Source organism: Haematospirillum sp. H4485 (assembly GCF_012102745.1).
GTDB lineage: Bacteria > Pseudomonadota > Alphaproteobacteria > Rhodospirillales > Rhodospirillaceae > Haematospirillum.
The window spans coordinates 1-17,113 of record NZ_JAAVSY010000009.1; the positions used below are offsets into that span (position 1 = coordinate 1).

Consider the following 17,113-nt stretch of genomic DNA (forward strand, 5'->3'; position numbering starts at 1 on the left):
CATAGGTCTTGCCGGCAAAGTCATACCGGTTGTCACCGGTGCGGGTTGTCATGTTCTTCCCGTACAAGTACTGCAACGCGGCCATGTCATTGAGCATGTAGGTCAGCGGCGTGGACTTGAAGCCGCCGGAGCCATCATCGCCAATCTTGGACTTGTACGACATTAATGAATAGGCTGAAGAATCATACGTGCGCGTCACGGGGAAGCCGTGATCATTATCATCATCATGTGGGTGCTTCAGCCCCAGGGCATGACCAATCTCGTGCATGGCAATGGAACGCAGCTCACTCCCGACGGGAGCATCCATTCTTGGATAACTGTACCAAGCATCAAACCAGACAGATCCGGCAAAAGCATCCTCCGAAGGATAGGATGCATGGGCCGCCACACCCAGAAGACTGGTTCCGGACAATGTCTTGCTGGCACCTATCAGAATTCTTCCGGGTTCCCCTCCTCCCTTTTGTTCCGTGAACGAGAGACCGGTAAAATCTGCAAGATGCCTAAACGTCCCGGCAATCGATGACTTCAGACCATCCGTAATGAAGGAAGGATCAAGCGCCGTACCTTCCTGCCAGTCTGTGGTTACACTCTCGTACTCTGGGGATACAAAACTGTACGTCAGCCTCAGGGCTTTTCCTGGAACACCGTCGGAGGACCAGAACTTCCCCCCAAGCAGTGAGTCAATTTCATGCCTCCCGCTGGAAGGCGCGGTAAACGCACTATTATATCTGGTAGATCCGATACCCATAACCTGATTCCTCCTTGGCCATCGCCAACACAATCATAAAGGGATAACAATCAGGCTCCTCTACCTAAAATAAGTCAACATGCAATTTCCCCCTGATATTACAACCAGAAGATAAAAACTTTTCTTTTTGTACATATAGAGTTGGGTCAGGGGGCAGAACTGTGTCTGATATCCATGGCAGCCAGATGCGTCCGCGCACGCTCCGCTTCGGCAGAGCCAGGACTCCCGAGAATAACGGCCATCCAGTCACGGCGGGCCGCTGAGGTATTACCTGCCTGGCATAACAGGACACCACGCTCGACCAGCGCACCACGATCGTTTGGGCTCAAGACAAGCGCACGCTCCAGATCGGCCAAAGCCAGATCCGTAGCATCCAGTTGCCTCCAGACAGAGGCGCGCAGAACCAACGCGGGTCCATATTCCGGCCGATAATCCACAAGGGTATTCAGATCATCCACCGCTTCCCACAAGTGACCCGCAGCCGCTGACAGCTCTGCACGATCTTCAAGAATTGTGGCATTTGCTGGGGTAATATCGCGAACCTGTCCCAGAAGAGACAAGGCATGAACGGGATCTCCGGCCTGAATCCAGGCGGATGCTGCCTGATGCAACAGCGGCGCGTATTGTGCGGGATTCTCACGATGCTCCCCGGCAAGCGCCTCCAGGATGACTGCAGCCTCACTGAACTGCCCCAACTCGATCAGGGCCGACGCACGGCAATGGCGAGCCGATGCTCCACCAGCCTGCCCTTCCCAGGATATGGCCAGACGCAGGGCAGCATGAGGATCCTGCCGGCTTTGCTCCATACACGCACCGTATTCTGCCGTCAGCCCTGCCACAGGAAGTGCCGCACAGACAACCATCACCAGAACGGGTGCAATACCCTTGATCATCACCAGCCAGACTCCCTGCCCGCAAACACGTTCAACACACGAAAACAGGCATACGATACTCAGAGATTGCCTGTCATGACAGAACATGATGTTCTTGCAGCCAAACAAAGAGTCAGGACACCACATGCCAACACTTCTCTGTTCTGGTTTCGGATTCTGCGCCGCTGCCCTTGCCAGTCGCCTTCTTGAAGAAGGCTGGACCGTACGGGGCACAACGCGTCACCCGGAGAAGGCCGGTGCTTTACGGGCAGCCGGGATTGAAACCTGGATCTTTGACGGACAATCCCCCATGCCTGCCGAAGCACTGGATGGCGTCACCCACATCCTGGTCTCGGCAGCCCCCCGGGAACACGATGGAAGAATCGTTGATCCGGTACTGGACTGTCACCGTGAACAACTGCGCCAGGCAGCCGAAGCCGGAACCCTCCGCTGGGTCGGGTACCTGTCATCAACGGGCGTCTATGGCGACCACCAGGGCGCCATTGTGACCGAAGACACCCCTGTTTCCGGAAACGGTTCCGGCAGCACCTCCTCCACAGCCAGGATCGAGGCGGAACAACAATGGCTGGAACATGGTGGTCCGATACATATTTTCCGCCTGTCCGGCATTTATGGCCCCGGACGTAGCGCCCTGGACAGTGTACGCAGCGGACGGGCACAGCGGATTGTAAAACCCGGGCACGTTTTCTGCCGCATCCATGTTGATGACATCGCCACAGTTCTGAGGACCTCTGCACTGCGACCAAATCCGGGACGGATTTATAACGTTGCCGATGACGAACCAGCCCCGTATGCCGATGTTGTAACGTGGGCCTGCACACTGCTGGGCGTGACACCACCCCCCGAGATCCCGTGGGAACAGGCACAGCTCAGCCCAATGAGCGCTGGTTTCTATAATGCCTGCCGGAGGGTGGACAATACACGGATCAAGGAAGAACTGGGCATCACCCTGGCTTTTCCCACATACAGGGATGGCCTGCGGTCTATTCTGGAGTTCGAACAGATCAACAGGCAAGCCGCCCAGCAGCTACAGCCGGCAGGAACATAAAGGCAGGGTTATGATAACAAAAAAGGCGGAGCCACCTGACAAAGCGGCCCGCCTTTCAAACTGTTCTGGTCACCTGATGCAAAGGAAACCAGAATCCGGGATTATTTGGGAGCCAGCAGCATGGTCATCTGCCGCCCCTCCATCTTCGGAAACTGCTCGACCTTGACAAATTCCACAGTCTCCTCACGCACCCGGTTCAGCACGTCCATGCCGATATTCTGGTGCGCCAGCTCACGCCCGCGAAAGCGCAAGGTTACCTTGACCTTGTCACCTTCCTCGATGAACCGCTTCAACGCGCGCATTTTCACGTTGTAGTCGTTATCATCAATATTGGGACGCATCTTGATTTCCTTGACCTCGATGATCTTGGCCTTCTTGCGCTGCTCGGCCTTGCGCTTCTGATTCTCGTACTTGAACTTGCCATAGTCGAGAATCTTGCAAACCGGCGGCTCTGCATTCGGCGAGATCTCGACAAGGTCAAGACCAGCTTCGTCAGCCATTTCCTGGGCTTCGCGGATATGCACCACACCGACCTGCTCGCCATCCTGGTCGATCAGGCGGATCATCTGGGCGGTGATCATATCATTGACGCGCGGTCCATCTTTGGACGGCGGCGTCTGCATCGGTGACCTGGCTATGTAACCCTCTCCATGACATACAGAAACAACAAGGACCCCAGACCGATTCGGTGGAGCCCCCTATCTTATCCTTCCTGTATGGTCAGTCGGATGATACGCGGGTGGCTCCTTTCCGGTCGTGAACCGGGGTCCGGTTCATTAAAGCGGCGGGGCGAACAGCTAGCCCGGCATCCGCGCTTCCCCTGCAATCTTAACCAGGGCAGCTTCCAGCGCAAGTACTTCTTGCGCCTGACCGCCCAAACAACGCAAGGCAACCGTTCGTTCTTCGGCCTCACGGCGACCAACAACCAGTATCCATGGAACCTTGGCGTGTGAATGCTCGCGGACCTTGAAGTTGATCTTTTCGTTGCGCACATCCAAATCGGCCCTGATCCCCCGCTCTTTCAGGGCTGCAAGGACTTCGGAAGCCCAGGCATTGCCATCGGATGTGATTGTTGCGACAACAACCTGAACAGGTGCCAACCATGCGGGAAAGCGCCCTGCAAAATTCTCGATCAAAATGCCGACAAAGCGTTCAAAGGACCCGAGAACCGCACGATGCAGCATAACCGGACGCTGCCGGCTGCCATCCTCGGCAACATAGCTGGCATCCAGACGCTCGGGCAGAACATAGTCAACCTGCAAGGTGCCACACTGCCAGTCACGCCCGATAGCATCTCTCAAGACAAATTCCAGCTTCGGGCCATAGAAAGCCCCCTCACCCGGGTTTGGCAGCGCTTCCAGCCCAGCCGCCGCCGTCGCCCGGCGCAGGGCATCTTCCGCCCGGTCCCAGACATCATCTGATCCGGCCCGATTCTCGGGACGGTCCGAGAATTTGACCTTGATCTCGGTAAAGCCAAAGTCCGCATACACAGACTGCAAAAGATCACAGAACGCGCGGGTCTCGCTTTCGATCTGCTCGTCGGTACAGAAAATATGGGCATCATCCTGGGTAAAGGCCCGCACCCGCATCAACCCATGCAGGGACCCGGAGGGTTCATTTCGGTGACAGCTGCCAAACTCAGCCATACGCAGGGGCAGATCACGATAAGACTTGATCCCCTGCCGGAAAATCTGGATGTGGCATGGACAGTTCATTGGCTTGATGGCCAAGGTCTTGTCCTCAGACCCGGTCACAAACATATGCTCGCGGTATTTGCCCCAGTGACCGGATTGTTCCCACAACACACTGTCCACAAGCTGGGGTGTATTCACCTCCACATAGCCGGATGCTTCCAGGCGGTTGCGCATATAGGTTTGCAGGGTCCGGTAAATGGACCACCCCTTGGGATGCCAGAACACCGCGCCATGCGCTTCAGACTGGAAATGGAACAGGTCCAGCTCCTTGCCCAGCCGACGATGGTCACGCTTTTCGGCTTCCTCCAGCATGTGCAGGTGATCATCCAGCTGACGCGAGGTAGCCCAAGCAGTCCCGTAAATGCGCTGCAGCATGGCATTGCGGGAATCCCCACGCCAATAAGCACCGGCCACCTTCATCAAACGGAAGGCTTTCCCCAGACGCCCGGTGGACGGCAAATGCGGGCCACGACACAGGTCTTTCCAGTCGCCTTGGCGATATACTGTTATCGTCTCGCTCTCCGGCAAGTCACGAATGATTTCGGCTTTGTAAGCCTCGCCGATGGACTCAAAGTGGGCGATCGCCTCGTTCCGGTCCCAAACCTCGCGCACAATATCCAGATTACGGTCCACGATCTCCCGCATGCGGGCCTCGATCGCCTCCAGGTCATCGGTCGAAAAGGGTTCATCACGAGCAAAATCGTAATAAAAGCCATTCTCGATAGACGGGCCAATTGTCACCTGGGTCCCCGGGTACAATTCCTGAACCGCCTGGGCCATCACGTGCGCGGCATCGTGACGCAACAGCTCCAGCACGGCATCGTCACGGGCCGTCAGGATGGATACGGTTGCATCGGATTCGATCACACGGTTCAGATCCCGCATCTCACCATCCACCAGCACTGCCAAGGCGGCTTTTGCCAGACCGGGACTGATGGAACGGGCAAGATCCACACCCGTTACCGGATGATCAAACACACGGACATTGCCGTCAGGCAGGGTAATGGCAACCATGATTTATCTCTATATCTCTTCAGCGTCGCAGCCCGTCGCACCGCAGTACGGAAAACAGGATATCGGGCCGGAACAGGGAAAACATCAGCCGGAACACGGATCGACAAGATCCGGAATCAGCAACACAACAAAACGGGGAACGGCAGGATCAGACCACAGGGGTCACTGCGGGCCCCGTGCCACTAGTTCGGATCCCGTCCCTGCCATGAAACAGGGCAGCGGCAAAACCGGAAGCGCCGGGGCAAACGACAATACACGACACGCAGGAGAGTCCCATCCCGAGAAAAAACCAAGCCCCGGAATAGCGCATTTTACCCTGCACTGTCGAGTCCGGGCAGACCCAGGGTCTCACACACACGGGCAACCGGCATGGCCGCCAGATCAGAGGACTGCAGAATGGTGACATCCGGACCACGTTGCCCACACAGGCGCGGATCGGAAGCGGATGAATACAACACAACCGACCGACACCCGATACCGGCCAGAAGATGCATCGGACCGGTATCATTCCCGACTGCCAGCGTTGCCCGACGGGCCAGAACGGCCAGATCCATGATAGAAGTCCTGCCAACCAGCGACAGGACACCGGGACACCGGGACATGATGGCATCCGCCTCGGACTGCTCAGCCGCAGTCCCGATAATAACCGGCGTCTGTCCGGATTGCAGCAGAACACGGGCCAGTGCAGCATAGTGGTCTGCAGGCCAGCGCTTGTCAGGACGGTGCGGGGCTCCGCCGGGTACAAGAAGGGCAAAAGGACCGTCGGGCACGGGACCACACGACAGGGCTCCCCTCTCCAGCCAGGAGAAATCCGGAGACGGAATAGTCTCAATACCGGCTACACGCAGCTGCTCGGCCTGGCGTTCAACCGTATGCATCAGGTCCCGTTGCGGATTGTCATGCGGATGGCTGCAGCTACGGGCAATGCCATTCCACTCCACATGATCACCAATCAGCCATCGGTAGGACGATGAACGCCCGGATGTCTGCAGGTCATAAACCCGGTCGAACTGCCCACCGCGCAAACGGGACCGCAACGCAAGCAGGGATGGCACCTGCCAGATGCAGGGACGGCTGTCTGTCCACACCGCGTCAAACCAGGGAGACGCTTCTGCCAAGGCCACATACGGGGCTGTTGTCAGCAAGGTGATGTGTGCACGCGGATGGGCTGCACGAAGAGCCGCAAACGGACCAAAAGCCTGGACAAAATCGCCCAGCGCCGAGAGCTTGATCACCAGGATACGCTGCAAACCGGCACTCACCGCCCCAGAAGCTCCCGGTACACGTCCAGGGTCTGCCGACACATGGCGTCGGTTGTAAACTGCTCCCGCACATGTGCAATGGCACGGGCGGACAGTTCCAGACGTTGCGCGGCATCCAGATCCAGACACTCGGCCAGGGCGGCGGCCAAACTGTCGGCGTGTCCGGGGGCAAACAGCCAACCGGTGCGACCCGGCTCGACAATCTCCGGCGCGGCCCCGTGATCAGGAGCCACAACAGGGCGCCCCATGGCCTGACCTTCAGCACATACCCGGCCAAAGGCCTCCGGATCCGTAGAGGCACTGACAACGACATCGCTGACCATGTAGGCAGCGGGCATGTCATTGCACTCCCCGGCCAGAAGCACACGGTCTTCAAGGCCGGCACGGGCCACCGCGCGCTCCAGCTTGCGCCGGAACGACGTCCGCCCCTGGTCCGAGCCAACAAGAATACAGCGGAAACGACGATCCTTCAGACGCGACAGGGCATCAATCAAAAGCAATTGCCCCTTCCAGCGGGTCAGACGCCCGGGCAACATGATCACCGGCTCCCCGTCGGACAGGCGCCAGCGACGACTGAGCTGGATCATGCGTTCCGCGCTGACCCGATCCGGATCAAAGCGGCTGATATCCACACCGCGATGGATAACCCGGACCGGGCCGTCATCAGGCAGGTAATGGTCCAGGATATGGCCACGGATAAAACGGGAAATGGCGATAACCCGGTCCCCCATCACCATCACCTTGTTATAGGGACGCTTGAGCCCCAGAAGGCCAAGGTTATAGGTACCGTGGAAGGTCGTGACCAGGGGCACCCCCTCACTCCGCGCCGCCCGCAAGGCCGCCCAGCCCGGTGCCCGGGAACGAACATGAACCAGGGAAACACCGTGCTCGCGGATCAGGGCCCGCAAGGCATCGGCATTGGCGCGCAGGCGACAGGGGTTCTTGCTGGCCATCGGCAAGGTCACGTGCAAGGCACCAACCCGTTCCAGCTCGCGCACCATCGGGCCACCCTCGCTGGCGACAACCGCCTTCCAGCCTGCGGCCTGCAGCGCTGCCGCCACTTCGACCGTGCCCCGCTCCACGCCACCTGTCACCAGACGGGGCAGAACCTGCAAAATCACCGGGGCAGGCTGCTCGCCTGCAGAATCAGTGCTAAGGTGCATCACTCTGGCAAACTCACAAACTCTGTTTTCATTTCGAAAGGCCATTCCTGATGAATACCACAACCGGGTACCCTGCATCTGCAAAACTACAAAACATGCCGCGACCCGGCGGACGTTTCCTTGCATTCCGGAGCCTGACACAAACAAACCCGAACGCCACGACCGGCGTTGTATTCCTGCACGGCCTGATGTCGGACATGGAGGGTGACAAAGCCCTGTATATGGAGCAACGGTGCCGGATGCAAGGGCGAGCCTTTATTCGCTTTGATCAGATGGGTCACGGTGCCTCGTCCGGACGCTTCGACGAAGGCACGATTGGCGCATGGGTTGAAGACACCTTGGCCGTTCTGGATACCCTGACAGAAGGGCCACAGATCCTGGTCGGATCATCCATGGGCGGGTGGCTGATGCTTCTGGCGGCCCGGGCCCGTCCGCAGCGTGTGGCCGGACTGGTGGGGATTGCCGCCGCACCCGACTTTACCGAAGATATTGTCTTGCCAGGCTTGAGTCCGACCCAGCGCCAAGATGTGGAAACACGGGGACGCACGGAAATTCCGTGCCCTTATTTGGAACAGCCCTATGTTTTCACGAAAGCCTTCTTTGAGGATGGCCGACAGAACCTTGTACTGCGAACCCCTTTGCCCTTTGATGGCCCCGTATGCCTTCTGCACGGCCAGCAGGATGACAGCGTACCGTGGGAAACATCCGTAAGACTAGCAGAGCATCTGCATTCAGCCAGTGTGGAATGTATCCTGATCAAGTCTGCAGAACACAGGCTTTCCCGCCCCCAGGATCTGGCCTGTCTGGGCAGGGCTCTGGACTCCGTCCTTGAACAGCAGGAAGAGAAGAAGCGCGCCGTCAGTTCCGTACCGGGTTGATATCGGCCGACAGATCCAGCATCGGCAGGATTTCGGCGCTCTGACGGTTGATGGCAATAAAAGCCTCGATGTGCGAATCCGACAGGGTCGGGATCACGGCGGATGTCTCGGCTACATAACGAGCCCGGTTGTGCAGGGTACGACAATCTGCGCACCGGGCCTCCAGACGCTCGCTCAGAAGCTCGTCCAGCTGGGCCCAGAGCTGGGTGTTCTCGGCAACACAAACCCGAAGTTCTTCCACGGTTCGCGCCCGGCTCATACGTTCAGCACACCGCTTCAGACGAACCGCATAAACAGACCATTCAACAAACGCCATAACGGGCTCCCTGATCCCAGCCCCGGCACGTCAGGGGGCAGGCCTGATGGACAAGACAATCCCCGCCACTGTGGGCCGTCAAGCCCCGGACAAGGAATATGACTGTGCGAACACAGCCGAAAACAGAGGGTCAAAACAGCGAATCCTGCCGGGGGTCGGAATCCTGCCGAGTCCGGCGTGAAACCCGCCCCCCGGGGCCACGGGCTACAACAGGCAGGTCTCCATCCGCAAGCTGGATTGACAGGACATCCCCGACGCGCACGGAAGCCCTGCGGTCAACCAGGAGACCGTTCGAGTCCCGAACCACAGCATAACCACGCTGCAGGGCACGCTGCCACGAAGCTGCCTCAAGACGCTCTGCGGCATTGAGCAACCGCTGCCCCTCATCTTGCTGCAAACGGCGCATTGCGGCCACCAGGCGCTGCTCCAGACCGGTTACACGATCCCGCCCCTGCGCAAGACCACGCACCGGCGATACGGCTGCCAAACGGACCGAAGCGGCCCCCAGTCGGGTAGAAGCACCTCCCAGAGACAGCCGAAAGGCACCGGACAGAGCCGATCCAGCCGTGTCCAGACGGGCAGAGGCCATTGCCACCCGGTCACGCGGATGACGCAAGGCCGCCGCCAGAGCCAGAAAGCTGGACCTGTTCCGTTCCAGAAAACTGCCAACAGCGGTTCCCAGACGCTCCGCCCGGTCTTCCAGACGCTGCACATGGCCCTGCACCAAACGGTCAAGGGGTGGCAGGCCACGAGCCAGGCCCTGCAACCGGGTCCCCTGCTCTGCAAAGCTCCACCGTGTTGCCGCTGTCAAACGGCGGGCCACATCGGCCACCTGCACACACAGGTCCAGACGCACCGGCACGGCAATTTCCGCAGCCCCGGTCGGGGTGGGAGCCCGCCGGTCAGCAGCAAAGTCACACAGGGTCGTATCCGTCTCGTGCCCTACGGCGGAAATAACAGGAATATCCGAGGCGGCAACAGCCCGCACAACCTCTTCCTCGTTGAAGGCCATCAGGTCTTCCAAAGATCCGCCACCCCGGGCCACGATCACAAGATCGGGACGAACAACAGGGCTGTCTGGGTCCAGCGCGTTGAAACCCCGGACCGCTGCGGCAATCTGGGCGGCAGCGCCCTCTCCCTGCACAAGAACCGGCCAGATCAGAACATGAACCGGAAAGCGGTCGGACAAGCGGTGCAGAATGTCGCGGATAACGGCCCCCGTCGGGCTGGTGACCACACCGATCACCCTGGGCAGGAACGGCAGCGCTTTCTTGGTTGCAGGATCAAAAAGACCTTCTGCGGCCAACCGACGCCGGCGTTCTTCCAGAAGCTTGAGCAGGGCGCCTTCTCCGGCCAGCTCAAGGGATTCAATCACAATCTGATAGGACGAACGCCCGGGCCACGTGGTCAGACGCCCGGTAACGATAACCTCCAGACCATCCTGCGGCTTTGTTCCCAGCTTCGGGTACGTGCCCTTCCAGATCACGCCATCCAGAACAGCATTGTCATCCTTCAGACGCAGATAACAATGGCCGGACCCGGCCAGCTTGGGCTGGCTGATTTCACCACGCACCCGGACACGGGCAAAATGATCCTCCACCGTGCGCTTCAGGTCGGCGGAGACCTCGGAAACAGTGCGTTCGGGCAGATTGTGAACCGGATCTGCCTGGCCGGTGGTTTCAGTTGCTGTCATAACGTGGGCGATGGCCGTTTCTTGTCTTCAGCACAGAAGGTGACGGGGCGAAAACAGGATGCTAGAACAACAGCCGTTGCCGGTAAACATCTTTGGTCGAAAGAGAACACCATGAAAGTTCTGGTTGTTGGCTCAGGCGGGCGGGAGCATGCGCTGTGCCGGGCCCTGAAGCAGTCTCCGCGCTGTTCTGCACTGTTTTGCGCCCCTGGCAATGCCGGCATTGCCAGCCTTGCGACCTTGGTACCTGTTGCCGCCGAAGCGGTGGTTGACCTGACCGCGTGGGCCAAAACCCATGCCGTGGACCTGGTGGTTATCGGCCCGGAAGCACCGCTGGTTCTCGGCCTTGCCGACCGTTTGCAAGAAGCCGGTATCAAGGTCTTCGGCCCATCGGCAGCAGCAGCGGCACTGGAAGGATCCAAAGGCTTCATGAAAGATGTCCTGCGTGATGCCGGTGTCCCGACGGCCTGGTACCAGCGCTTTACCGACAGCCATGCCGCCCGGGCCTTTGTCACCGAAAAAGGCGCTCCGATTGTCATCAAGACCGATGGCCTGGCCGCAGGCAAGGGCGTGATCCTGTGCCAGAACACCGCAGAGGCCCTTCAAGCGGTCACGGACATCATGGACCGACGCATTTTCGGAGATGCCGGCACAGAAATTATCATTGAACAGTTTCTGGAAGGCGAGGAGCTCAGCTTCTTTGCCATCAGTGACGGCGAAACGGCCATTCCTCTGGCCGCAGCACAGGATCACAAGGCGGTCGGAGACGGGGATACAGGCCCCAATACCGGTGGAATGGGGGCCTATTGTCCAGCCCCGGCTTTTACCGATGCCCTGCGTGACGAACTGATGCAGAAAGCCATCCTGCCCACTGTGGCCCACATGAAGAAGCTGGGGCGCCCCTATCGCGGTGTCCTCTTCTGCGGGGTCATGCTGACCGCTGATGGCCCCAAGGTTCTGGAATACAATGTGCGCTTCGGCGACCCCGAGTGTCAGGTTCTGATGGAGCGGCTGGACAGTGACATCCTGGAAGTCCTGCTGGCCGCAGCCGAAGGACGACTGGCCGATATCCGCCTGCGCTGGAAGGATCAGGCAGCCCTGGTGGTAGTGATGGCAGCACGTGGCTATCCCGGTGCCTATGCCCGCAATACCGAAATCCGTGGGCTTGATGCCGCGTCCCGCTGCGAAGGTGTCTTTGTCTGCCACGCCGGAACCCGTGAAGAAAACGGGCGTATTCTTGCGACCGGGGGGCGGGTCCTGGGAATCACCGCCCTTGGCGAAACGGTCACCGAGGCACAGAAACGCGCCTACACCGCTGTCGATACCCTGGACTGGCCGGATGGATTCTGCCGGCGGGATATCGGCTGGCGTGCCGTAGCCCGTGAACAGACGTGACCATACTGTCACACCTCTTTTTCAAAACACTCTCTCCACACGGCTGCCTGATAAACATCAGGCATGCCCTTTCTCTGAAACCGGATTGTACATGTCCTCTCCTGCTTCCTTTGCAAAGGCTATTGGCCACGACACCCTGCGCCTGTACTGGTCACTGCTGAAAATCATGGTCCCGGTGATGGTGCTGGTGCGCATTGCCGTCGAACTTGATGCGGTTCCACTCTTGGCCGCAGCCTTTGAACCCCTGACCGGCCTGGTCGGCCTGCCCCCGGAGACCGGCATGGTCTGGGCCACCACCTGCCTGGTGGGTATTTACGGCGGCGTGGCTGTCTTGCTGGGCCTGCTGCCCGAGCTCTCCCTGAGTGCCGCCGACCTGACCGTTCTGGGCGGTATGATGCTGGCCGCACACAGCTTCCCGATCGAACTGCGGGTTGCCCGCCGTACCGGCGTCGGCATCGGGCTGACCGTTCTTCTGCGCATGGCCTTTGCTGTTGGACAGGGGGCGCTTCTGCAAGCCTTTTACGGACACTTGGATATCCTGCAGGAACCGGGCACGGTCCTGTTGGCAACAGAAGGCGCATCACAGACACAAACCCGTCTGGTATGGCTGATCGAAAGCCTGAAATCGCTGGCCGTCATTCTGCCGGTTATTGCCGGGCTTGTGCTGGTCCTGCGCATCATGGACCGTACCGGGATCACCGCCTGGCTGACCCGGATCATGGGCCCCCTTCTGCGCGTTATGGGCATGAGCCGTGATGCAGCCCCCCTGACCATGGTCGGTGTGCTATTGGGCCTGACCTATGGCGGCGGGCTGATTATCGACCGGGCCCGCAGCGGTGCCCTGAAGGCACGGGATGTGGTGATCTCGGTGTGCTTCATGTCGCTGTGCCACAATCTGATCGAGGACAGCCTGCTCGTCCTGGCCATGGGCGGACACTGGAGCGGCATCATCGTCGCCCGCATCATCATGGCCGTCGGCGTAATTGCGATTCTGGCGCGCATCATCCACGCCATGCCGGACAGCTTGTTCCATCGCCTGGTTTTCTGCCGGGAACCGCAGGACGGCGACGCCAAAGCCGCATCATCCTGACCGGAAAGACCAATCCCGGGGCAAGCGTTGTCTGAACGCATGGCCCCGGGGTGAAGGCTGTTCTCAGATACGCTCGGACAGCCAGATTGCCAGCCGGGTCCCGGCCTTGACCGCCCCATGCAGAAGGGTATAGGCCGGCGCCTGCTCTGCACCGTTCTCATACCCGATGTCGCGGTGCTCCAGCTCTTCCTCACGGAAGCGGACAATCGCGTCACGCAGGGGCTTCTCGTCATCACCCAGCTGGTCGATCTGGCCCTGATAATGCGCGTCGATCGCTTCCTCGACAGCCACGGTGCAGGCCATCGCTGCTTTTTCACCCAACAGGGCTGTCCCCGCCCCCAGCATCCAGCCGGCGACATGCCACAACGGCTGCAGGGCGGTCGGACGCACATGCCGCGCGGCAACCTGTCTCTCGAAGTAGGTGCAGTGCTCTACTTCCTGGTCCAGCATATGACGCAGGGTTTGCGCATGCCTTCCTTTCGACAGAACAGCAAGCTGCCCGGTATAGATCCGTACGGCACCATATTCTCCGGCATGATTGACCCGCACAAAACGGTCCAGAAGCTGCTCGCGGGTCAAGTCACCGGGGATATGCCTGTCGGCTGTCTGCCCGGCAGGTGGCACATCCCGGGCCGCAGAAGACGATTCACGAACAAGGCTTTTGGTCATGGCTTATTCCCCCTTCTGCCGGGAAACCGGGAACATGCCCGACAGGAATACAAACATACCCAGCCCCATCATGAACAGGGAGGCCAAGGCATTGTAACCGGCAAAGGACACCCCGAACAGGGTCCACTGCACGACATTGCAGGCCGGGCGCACCGGACGGTCCAGTCCATCCATCAGATCGGCAAGCCCCAAGGGACCGGGAAGCTCGCCGGTGCATCCCTGAAAAGCCCACCATCCCTGTTCAACCCCGACATGATAGCTGGCCAGAAAAGCACCTGCGGAAAAGGCCGCCGTGACAAGAAGAACCCCCGACATGGGGCTGCGTCGGGCAAGGGGAACACCAAGCCAGCATGCGGAAAGCAAGCCGGCCAGAACCCAGGGGACCCGTTCGTACAGACACAGGATACACGGCTCCAGGCCGAAGACATGCTCGGCCGTCAGGGCACCGGCAAGAGCCAGGACCGCAGCCCCCAGGATACAGGAAAAGAACAGGCGACAGGATATTGCAGATAAAGGCATGGAACTTCCGCACACATGGCAAACACCGTCGCAGAGTGCACCTCTGGCGACAAAATGACCAGCCCCGACACCATAATTTTCAGCATACAATCAGGATAACGCCATTTTTTCCTTGGCGGAGTCCTGAAAAGCCTCTATAGAGTTTCGCCTTCGCATTGGCGGGCCACGCACGGGGGTGTGGCGGAATTGGTAGACGCGCGCGACTCAAAATCGTGTTCTGCAAGGAGTGTGGGTTCGAGTCCCTCCACCCCCACCATGGCTGGCCCGCCGCGAAAGATTGCCCCGCATCCCGAGATCCCGCAAAACAGGAAGCCGGCCCGAATGAACGTTGCCGCTGTCGTCACCGAACCGCTTTATGTGCTGACCATCAAATGCCCGGATGCTGTCGGCATTGTTGCTGCCGTGTCCGGTTTTCTGGCCGAAAACGAAGCTTTCATAACCGACAGCGCCCACTACGGCGACCCGGATACCGGCCTCTTTTTCATGCGTACCTCTTTCCGCGCCGGTGGCAAAAGTTTTCCGGCCCTGGATCGGTTGAAAGCAGGCTTTGACCTGATCGGCAGCCGGTTCGGGATGGAGTGGAGCATTGACAGTTCCGGCGACCGCCCCAAGGTCATGATTGCCGTATCCCGCTTCGGGCACTGTCTCAATGACCTGCTGCACAGCTGGCGTACGGGACAGCTGACGATCGACATCACCGGGGTGGTGTCCAACCACGTTGATTTCCGTGATCTGGTGGAATGGCACGGCATTCCCTTCCACTATCTGCCGGTGACAAGGGAAACCAAGACAGACCAGGAAGCACGGATGCTGGAGCTGTTTGCGGAAACGAAGTCCGACCTGCTGGTGCTGGCGCGTTACATGCAGATTTTGTCGGAAGAAGCCTGCAAGACCTTGTCGGGACGCGCCATCAACATCCACCACTCCTTCCTCCCCAGCTTCAAGGGTGCCAAGCCCTATCAGCAGGCACACAGCAAGGGGGTCAAGCTGATCGGGGCAACAGCGCATTACGTAACCGGTGACCTGGACGAGGGACCGATTATCGAGCAGGCCGTTGAACGGGTAGACCACACCTTCTCTGTCGATGCCCTGGTACGGACCGGGCGTGATATCGAGACGATGGTCCTGTCACGGGCTGTTCGCTGGCATGTCGAGAAGCGGGTTATGGCCAACGGCAACAAGACTGTTGTCTTCCGGTAGGCATATTCTAAAGCTTGCCCTGAATGAACAAGGCCCCTGCATAACAGGGGCCTTGTTCGCATGGGGTCTGTCAGAACAGAAAATCAGACTCTTCCAGAAACGTGTTATCGCTGACCAAAATACGAATCTCTGCGCTGGCTGGATCGCCGTCCAAATCTGCATAACACGTGACACCGACCCCGTCATCACGCACCTGATACCAAACGGCATGCGCCTTTGGCGTTGTGCCGGAGAAGGACAAGGGTTGGCGCCCCTCGGCATCCTTGTCCACATCAACGCGGGCAAAGTCAATACGATCGCCTTCAGTGCGACGGAAATCTGTTATGACATCTTCCGTCACGGTACTGTCGCCATGCCAGAACCAGAACCGGTCTGCGCCACCTCCACCGGTCAGGATGTCGAATCCGCGCCCTCCTGCAATGGCATCATCACCGTCAGAACCAATCAGCCAATCGTCCAGATCCCCACCAGACATAAACGTCCCTTGCTTGCTGGAGCGGATCTCGGCACCCACATTCCGGGGGCCCAGAATACTGGTCACATCGGAACGCTGCCCCAGATCAATGACCCGATACCGGATCTGGGATGAGAAATCGGCAATGCCTCCCGAAATGGTTGGCAGATCAAGATGTGTTCCATCCAGAGAGTCCATGCCCCGGATCACCATATCAATTTCAAGCGTCTCGGGATCACCGTCGGTATCACCGCGCAGCTTGATATTTCCTCCCTTGCGGGACACATTCAATTCTTCGCCCACCCACGGGAGAAAAACTGGCTCCACAATTTCGGGAATCACAAACCACACCGAAAAAGGGGCAGGATCTTCATAGGTAAAAGCAAAACCATGCCAAGCATCCGAGCCGGGACCAACATCAAGAAGCCTCATCTCAATCCGGTCCCCCTGCTGTGGATCAAAATCCATCAGCACATCGCCCAGCGCCTCACCGGCAGAACGATAGCGAAAGCGATCGGCACCTGGTCCACCGACGAGCACATCAGCACCAACACCACCAACAAGGACATCATTGCCGACACCGCCAACCAAGGTATCGTTACCTCGCCCCCCGTCCAGAAAATCGTTTCCATCCCCACCGGAAAGGATATCGCGACCGGGCCCGCCATGTAATGCGTCATTCCCGCCCTGTCCATCCAGAAGGTCAGCGCCACGTCCGCCATACAGTGTGTCGTTCCCGTCTCCGCCAACAAGTGTATCAGCGCCATTCTTGCCATACAGCGTGTCGTTCCCGTCTCCACCAACAAGGACGTCGGACAGACGACTTCCCTGCAACGTATCCGACGTCGCTCCCCCAACAAGAACAAGCCCACCCGAAGCGGGCAAGGTCTTGCTGTCATACGTGGAATGGTTTGTCACGTTCAACATCCCTGCTCCTGCCTGTCAAATAATCCGCAACGCGGGACCGGAACACACCGCCCTATCCCGGAAGCACCTCTAACAATATACACCCTCTTAGGTTAGAGATGTGCCCATATATCAACTAATGCTGCACTCATAACAGGCCACAGCGCCCGTCCT

The 17,113-nt window shown here is 59.1% G+C and carries 16 protein-coding genes and 1 tRNA gene; 6 read left to right on the top strand and 11 right to left on the bottom strand.

The genetic code is table 11. From position 1 onward, the window contains the following. Positions 1-748 (bottom strand): matrixin family metalloprotease (locus tag HEQ61_RS07600; protein WP_168020367.1); only part of this gene is annotated, 748 nt, incomplete at its 3' end. Positions 749-894: 146 nt separating this feature from the next. Next, the gene (locus tag HEQ61_RS07605; protein ID WP_168020368.1) at positions 895-1,644 is read right to left on the bottom strand and encodes a tetratricopeptide repeat protein; all 750 of its coding nucleotides are present in this window, start codon (positions 1,642-1,644) and stop codon (positions 895-897) included. Between the two features lie 121 nt (positions 1,645-1,765). On the opposite strand from HEQ61_RS07605, the gene HEQ61_RS07610 reads away from it, so the two are divergent. Next, on the top strand, positions 1,766-2,689 hold the full coding sequence (locus HEQ61_RS07610) for an SDR family oxidoreductase (RefSeq protein WP_168020369.1): 924 nt from the start codon (positions 1,766-1,768) through the stop codon (positions 2,687-2,689). A 101-nt stretch (positions 2,690-2,790) separates the two neighbouring features. Here HEQ61_RS07610 and infC read toward each other — a convergent pair whose 3' ends face one another. The 4 genes from infC to HEQ61_RS07630 form a co-directional block, all read right to left on the bottom strand. After that, entirely contained in the window at positions 2,791-3,312 is a 522-nt protein-coding gene (infC, locus tag HEQ61_RS07615; RefSeq protein ID WP_066134279.1) for a translation initiation factor IF-3, read from the bottom strand. Between the two features lie 174 nt (positions 3,313-3,486). Continuing rightward, positions 3,487-5,397 carry a threonine--tRNA ligase gene (gene thrS, locus HEQ61_RS07620; protein WP_168020370.1) on the bottom strand — a complete coding sequence of 637 codons (1,911 nt, stop codon included), beginning with the start codon at positions 5,395-5,397 and terminating at the stop codon, positions 3,487-3,489. A 311-nt stretch (positions 5,398-5,708) separates the two neighbouring features. Then, positions 5,709-6,659, bottom strand: coding sequence for a glycosyltransferase family 9 protein (locus HEQ61_RS07625; RefSeq protein ID WP_322099225.1), 951 nt, complete (start codon positions 6,657-6,659; stop codon positions 5,709-5,711). Next, complete coding sequence (locus HEQ61_RS07630) at positions 6,656-7,822, bottom strand: glycosyltransferase family 4 protein (RefSeq protein ID WP_168020371.1); 1,167 nt, start codon at positions 7,820-7,822, stop codon at positions 6,656-6,658. The genes HEQ61_RS07625 and HEQ61_RS07630 overlap by 4 nt, the downstream gene beginning before the upstream one ends. Before the next feature lie 50 nt (positions 7,823-7,872). Between HEQ61_RS07630 and HEQ61_RS07635 the strand changes: the two genes are divergently transcribed. Next, entirely contained in the window at positions 7,873-8,700 is an 828-nt protein-coding gene (locus HEQ61_RS07635) for an alpha/beta fold hydrolase (protein ID WP_168020372.1), read from the top strand. Here the strand turns inward: HEQ61_RS07635 and HEQ61_RS07640 are convergent. Both HEQ61_RS07640 and xseA read right to left on the bottom strand, forming a co-directional pair. Then, positions 8,681-9,016, bottom strand: coding sequence for a hypothetical protein (locus HEQ61_RS07640; RefSeq protein WP_168020373.1), 336 nt, complete (start codon positions 9,014-9,016; stop codon positions 8,681-8,683). The genes HEQ61_RS07635 and HEQ61_RS07640 overlap by 20 nt on opposite strands. Positions 9,017-9,146: 130 nt before the next feature. Beyond that, positions 9,147-10,709: an exodeoxyribonuclease VII large subunit gene (gene xseA, locus HEQ61_RS07645; RefSeq protein WP_168020374.1), complete on the bottom strand. Its 1,563-nt coding sequence runs from the start codon at positions 10,707-10,709 to the stop codon at positions 9,147-9,149. Positions 10,710-10,820: 111 nt separating this feature from the next. On the opposite strand from xseA, the gene purD reads away from it, so the two are divergent. Both purD and HEQ61_RS07655 read left to right on the top strand, forming a co-directional pair. Beyond that, on the top strand, positions 10,821-12,101 hold the full coding sequence (gene purD / locus HEQ61_RS07650) for a phosphoribosylamine--glycine ligase (RefSeq protein WP_168020375.1): 1,281 nt from the start codon (positions 10,821-10,823) through the stop codon (positions 12,099-12,101). Positions 12,102-12,192: 91 nt separating this feature from the next. Next, a complete protein-coding gene (locus HEQ61_RS07655) occupies positions 12,193-13,191 on the top strand; it encodes a hypothetical protein (protein ID WP_168020376.1) in 999 nt (332 codons plus the stop codon). Positions 13,192-13,254: 63 nt separating this feature from the next. Here the strand turns inward: HEQ61_RS07655 and HEQ61_RS07660 are convergent, their stop codons facing one another. Together HEQ61_RS07660 and HEQ61_RS07665 are read right to left on the bottom strand one after the other, a co-directional pair. After that, a complete protein-coding gene (locus HEQ61_RS07660; RefSeq protein WP_168020378.1) occupies positions 13,255-13,860 on the bottom strand; it encodes a demethoxyubiquinone hydroxylase family protein in 606 nt (201 codons plus the stop codon). A 3-nt stretch (positions 13,861-13,863) separates the two neighbouring features. Continuing rightward, positions 13,864-14,379, bottom strand: a complete 516-nt coding sequence (locus tag HEQ61_RS07665) for a disulfide bond formation protein B (protein ID WP_168020380.1) — start codon at positions 14,377-14,379, stop codon at positions 13,864-13,866. A gap of 171 nt (positions 14,380-14,550) precedes the next feature. On the opposite strand from HEQ61_RS07665, the gene HEQ61_RS07670 reads away from it, so the two are divergent. Continuing rightward, positions 14,551-14,635 (top strand) — tRNA-Leu (locus tag HEQ61_RS07670). Between the two features lie 65 nt (positions 14,636-14,700). Beyond that, the gene (gene purU, locus HEQ61_RS07675) at positions 14,701-15,579 is read left to right on the top strand and encodes a formyltetrahydrofolate deformylase (protein ID WP_168020382.1); all 879 of its coding nucleotides are present in this window, start codon (positions 14,701-14,703) and stop codon (positions 15,577-15,579) included. 70 nt (positions 15,580-15,649) lie between these two features. On the opposite strand, the gene HEQ61_RS07680 is transcribed toward purU, so the two are convergent. Further along, positions 15,650-16,951: a calcium-binding protein gene (locus HEQ61_RS07680; protein ID WP_168020384.1), complete on the bottom strand. Its 1,302-nt coding sequence runs from the start codon at positions 16,949-16,951 to the stop codon at positions 15,650-15,652. Between the last annotated feature and the right edge of the window lie 162 nt (positions 16,952-17,113).